This is a genomic window from Streptomyces sp. NPDC050636, from assembly GCF_040654775.1.
Classification (GTDB): Bacteria; Actinomycetota; Actinomycetes; order Streptomycetales; family Streptomycetaceae; genus Streptomyces.
In genome coordinates, this window is record NZ_JBFAIP010000210.1 from 1 (window position 1) to 4,444 (window position 4,444).

A 4,444-nucleotide genomic window follows, 5' to 3' on the forward strand; every position below is an offset into this window, starting at 1 on the left:
GCTCGCCATCTCGGCGACGAACTCGCGATCATGGGGACTTGCATCAGCGGCCTCGCCAGGGGTGTGGACCGTAGATCCGAAGTGCGGGGGCGCACGCGGTCATTAGTGTGACGAATGGCGCTCCCATGCGCCCTTGGCTGAAAGTAGCGCCAGGCGGTACGTTCTCGGCGTTCAAGCGACAGCGCGCGGAAGCCGGTGAGATCCCGGTACGGTCGCGCCACTGTATGCCGAGGCCAACCCTACGGGGCAGCGGTCGTCGGCGAGTCAGACCCCGCATTGTCGCACATGCTCCATCGAATGGGACGCGTGTTCCCCAAGGAGGTCCGCCGTGGCGCAGTCCACCGTTTCCGGCGCCTTTCCCTCACCCGCAGCGGCACCGCTGCCGGTGCAGTCGGTCCTCCCCTGGGCCGCGTTCTTCGGCATCCTGATGCTGGTTCTGCTGTACTTCGTCGGCGCGGAGCAGGGGGCTACATCCGTACTCTCGGGCGAGGGCGTGCACGAATGGGTGCACGACGGTCGCCATCTGCTCGGTTTCCCCTGCCACTGACTGGGAGGGGTGCGGAGTTCCCCGCAGATCTCCTGTGGCGCTTCCGCCTGTCAGCGGGTGTCGATCGGCGTCCAGGCCACCGTGTGGACGGCCTTTGCTCGCCTCTTCAGCAACCTCGTGGAGCGCCTCCCGGCCGTCGGGGGCGGGCGTCGATTACAGATGACAACGTGCCGATTCGGGCCTGCCAACCCGGCGTTGAAGCACTTCCGGCGGGGCACAGGCGGCCAGCGCATCTCGACGTAGCGCCAGCTCTGATGTGAAGCGCCGCGAACTTGGATCGCAGCCGTCCGGTGTCGCTTCCCCCAGTGAAGACGTGCCGACCGGGCGACGGTGTGCGCTCGCAGGCGCGCGGATCAGAGCGTGGACCCGGGTTCTTCGAGCACTCACGCAACCGTTACAGTCTCTCGGACTTTAGGCGTGCCTTACCTAACTTGGAGGATGGTTCGTGGAACATCGTCGCGCTCTCGCCCTGGCGGGCGCCGTAGTTGCGGTCGGTGCCTCGGGAGTAATCGCCGGGGTGGCACTCATGGGCCAGCCCGCGCCGAAGGAGGCCGCCTCGAAGCGACCCACGACGGCCACCTCGCCGCCTACGACGCCAAGTCCAGTTCCGACGGTCGAAGTAACGCGATACGTCGACGCTCCAGTCGAACCGTCCAAGGACACGACTCCGGCGGTGGCGCGGGGCCGGGGCAAGGTGCTTGCTGCTGCAGCTCCGGCGTCCGAGCAGCCGACCGCAGTACTGGCGCGTCCTGGGGCGCCCGAGCGGACTGCCTCCGACTCCGACGCCGTCGTCCCCAGGCCGACTGCCACCCCCGCGCCGGCGGGCACGGTAGGTGCGGACGACGACCGGCGCAATCACGGCCGCAAGAACGACGACCGCAAGGACGACCGGCAGGACGACGACTCCCGCGGCTCCCACGACGGCAAGTCCGGCGACGGCGAGGAAAACAACGATGACTAGGCGCGGCGGTAGACGTCGGCATCCGGCCTCGGTGTCGCGTATAGCGGTGAGCGGAGGCAGTGCCGCCGCCACGCTGCTTTTGGTAGCCGCTTTTGCCTCCACCGAGCAAGCGAAGGACGCCACCCGCCTCCAGCAGGAGACCGCACGACGCACGGCGCAGGAGCGCGCGGAGCGCCAAGCCCGGCCCGCCTCCCCGCCGCAGCAGCCGGTGCGGATCGTCACGATCGTGCGGCGCCATACAGGCCCCTCCGACGGTGGCGGGGAGCAGTCGATTCCTGGCAGGTAGACGGGCGGCTGCCTGTTTGACTTGCCGCGCTCACCGTCTTTTAGGCCGGTGGGTACTGCTCCATCCCACTGTGCTGAGGACAGGCACGAGCACGGATTCTGCTCCGGACACCCAGGGCTACCGGCCTGATGCTCCCCGCCAAAGCGCGGCGGGGAGCCCCGGCCCGTTTGAAAGGTTGCGCACGATGGACCCCAAGGTGTGGTGGTACGTCGCCCGCGCCAGCGGCCTCACCGCCTGGTGGCTGGTCTCCCTGGCGGCGCTGTGGGGCCTGCTGCTGTCCACCCGCGTACTGGGCGGACGGTCCGCCCCTGCTTGGCTGCTGGACCTGCACCGGCAGCTGGGCGGCCTGTCCGTGTCGTTCACCGCGGTGCACCTGATCGCACTCGTTCTCGATCCCGTGCTCTCATTCGGCTGGGCCGAGCTGCTGGTCCCCTTCGCCCGCGAGGCCAACCCGTCGGCACAGGCTTGCGGCGTGGTCGCCGTGTACTTCCTGGCCGCCATCCAGATCACCTCCCTGCTCAAGTCCCGTCTGCCCGACCGGCTGTGGCGGCACATCCACCGCACCGCTTTCGGGGTCTTCGCACTGGCCACCGTGCACGCCTTCACTGCGGGCAGCGACGCCGACGGCCCACTGGTGCGCTACAGCGCCGCGGTCATCGGCGCGGCCTTCGTCTTCCTGGTCGTGTACCGGCTAGCGGCGGGCCGGCATGTCCTTCGCGCGGCAGCCCGTCCTGCTGCCCCGCAAGCGGCCGCGGTCGATTCCGTGAAGCCTCGCGGCTTCCACCGGCTCACCGTCTCCGAGGTCCGGCGGGAGACAGCCGAGGCCGTGTCCGTCGCCTTCGAGGTCCCCGATGATCTCGCGGCCACCTTCCACTTCCGTCCCGGTCAGCACCTCACCCTGAAGACCGCGATCGACGGCGTCGAGGTCCGGCGCCCGTACTCCATATGCAGCGGGATCACCGACGGCGAATTGCGCGTGGCGGTCAAATCGCAGCCGGAAGGCCGCATGTCCAACTGGGTCGCCAACGGCCTGCGGGCAGGCGACCGGCTCGAAGTCGGCGTTCCGGGCGGACCGTTCGCGATCGACCTCAACCCGCTGCGGTCCCGGCATGTGCTCGGAGTCGCCGCGGGGAGCGGCATCACCCCGATCCTGTCCATCGTCAAGAGCACCCTGGCCATCGAGCCGCGCAGCCGGTGCACCCTCGTCTACGGCAATCGGGACGAGGCATCGACGATCTTCCGCGAGCAACTCACCCGTCTCGAAAAGGAGTACACCGAGCGGCTCCGCGTCCTCCATGTCCTCAGCCGTCCCGCCCCGGGCGACACCCCGGTCCGCCGGGGCCGCCTCGACGGCCCCGGCTTCCGCGATCTCACCACGGAGAAGAGCTTCGGGCTCGACGATGTCGACGAGGCGTACATGTGCGGCCCACCCGGCATGACTGAGTATGTGCGCCAAGTCCTCACTGAAGGCGGCCTGGCCCCGTCCCACATCCACTCCGAACGCTTCACCGCAGCAGCATCGCCCGTACCGCTCAGTGCGTACCCCGCCGACACCGCGGATGGCGGGCACGGCACCGGCGAGCAATTGGGGCCCTACGACGTCACGGTGACCGACCAGGGCGTCACCACGACGCTGTCCGTCCCCGGCTCCGTGTCCGTCCTGGAGGCAGCCCTCCGCGCGGGCCTCGACGTCCCGTACTCCTGCCAAGAGGGGATCTGCGGCACCTGCCGCGCCAAGGTCACATGCGGCGACGTCCACCACGACCCCAGCGACCTCGAACCCGCAGAAGCATCAGCGGGCTTCGCCCTCGCCTGCCGCACCCGGCCCGCTGGCCCGGGCGTCACCTTGGACTTCGACCGGGGCTGACCCGGCTTCGCTCCCGCTCACCGCAGCGGCGGCACCCCCGTAGTCCTTCAGCCCGGGTCGCAGGAGTGGAATCCCCGCCCCGACTTCCGGCCGAGCAGCCCCGCCTCGACCATCCGCTGAAGCAGCGGCGGCGGGGCGTACATCGGGTTCCTCGAACTCGGTGTAGAGAGACTCCGCGGTGGAGGCGACCGTGTTGAGGCCGATCAGGTTCACCAGCTTGAGCGGGCCCATGGGGTCTGCGGCCCCTGCACGACCCAGCCGCAGGACGCGGCGGACGACGAGGACGAGCGAACGCTGGGCCCGCTCAGCGCGTGGCAGATGGGGACAGGTCTGGGTGACGCGCCACAGGCTGCGGGGCAAGTCGCTTTCCACGAGATGGCACACGAATGGCACGCAGGCCGGAAATGGTCCACATAACAACTGATACTCCAGTGAGAAATCGTTGCCTGAGCTGGTCGGTTTCGTTGTTCGGATCCGTGGCCGCCGCGTGCGACGCCATCTGCGCGATCATGGCGCGCAGACGCGCTCCCTCGATGCCCGAACTCATGGACGCACCACGCTCCGCGCGGTCAACAAGATGGCCAACATGGGCCTGCCCGAGTCCACCGAGGCGCTACTGTCGGCCGCCTTCGACACCCGGGAGCCGACAGCGGACCTGGCGGCGGGGGCGTGTGCGGCCCGGCGGGCCTGGAGACGGTGCTGGCCACCCCGCGCGAGGCCCTGCTGATCGGCACGCCGGGTGCACTGCCGATGCTGCTGATCCACCGGCTGTCGCGGGACAGG

Annotated in this window: 4 protein-coding genes, 3 pseudogenes and 1 riboswitch; of the genes and pseudogenes, 6 read left to right on the top strand and 1 reads right to left on the bottom strand. The window is 69.4% G+C overall.

Annotation, left to right across the window (positions count from 1 at the left end; translation table 11 throughout):
* The first annotated feature begins 187 nt into the window (after positions 1 to 187).
* Positions 188 to 270: riboswitch (cobalamin riboswitch) on the top strand.
* Positions 271 to 328: 58 nt separating this feature from the next.
* The 4 genes from AB0I10_RS40500 to AB0I10_RS40515 all read left to right on the top strand — a co-directional run bounded on the left by AB0I10_RS40500 (position 329) and on the right by AB0I10_RS40515 (position 3,661).
* Positions 329 to 547: a CbtB-domain containing protein gene (locus tag AB0I10_RS40500; protein ID WP_363157749.1), complete on the top strand. Its 219-nt coding sequence runs from the start codon at positions 329 to 331 to the stop codon at positions 545 to 547.
* A gap of 445 nt (positions 548 to 992) precedes the next feature.
* A complete protein-coding gene (locus AB0I10_RS40505; RefSeq protein WP_363157750.1) occupies positions 993 to 1,508 on the top strand; it encodes a hypothetical protein in 516 nt (171 codons plus the stop codon).
* A 46-nt stretch (positions 1,509 to 1,554) separates the two neighbouring features.
* A complete protein-coding gene (locus AB0I10_RS40510) occupies positions 1,555 to 1,794 on the top strand; it encodes a hypothetical protein (protein ID WP_363157751.1) in 240 nt (79 codons plus the stop codon).
* A gap of 184 nt (positions 1,795 to 1,978) precedes the next feature.
* The gene (locus tag AB0I10_RS40515; RefSeq protein WP_363157752.1) at positions 1,979 to 3,661 is read left to right on the top strand and encodes a 2Fe-2S iron-sulfur cluster-binding protein; all 1,683 of its coding nucleotides are present in this window, start codon (positions 1,979 to 1,981) and stop codon (positions 3,659 to 3,661) included.
* A gap of 47 nt (positions 3,662 to 3,708) precedes the next feature.
* Here the strand turns inward: AB0I10_RS40515 and AB0I10_RS40520 are convergent.
* Positions 3,709 to 3,895: pseudogene (locus tag AB0I10_RS40520) on the bottom strand (3-hydroxyacyl-CoA dehydrogenase family protein); the annotation flags it as partial.
* A gap of 227 nt (positions 3,896 to 4,122) precedes the next feature.
* On the opposite strand from AB0I10_RS40520, the pseudogene AB0I10_RS40525 reads away from it, so the two are divergent.
* A pseudogene (locus AB0I10_RS40525) lies at positions 4,123 to 4,325 on the top strand (FAD-linked oxidase C-terminal domain-containing protein); the annotation flags it as partial.
* Between the two features lie 23 nt (positions 4,326 to 4,348).
* Positions 4,349 to 4,444, top strand: a pseudogene (locus AB0I10_RS40530) (GntR family transcriptional regulator); the annotation flags it as partial.

Bases quoted from the DNA above. Each gene is read 5' to 3' on its own strand.
- AB0I10_RS40515 (WP_363157752.1), top strand. From the start codon at position 1,979: ATGGACCCCAAGGTGTGGTGGTACGTCGCCCGCGCCAGCGGCCTCACC.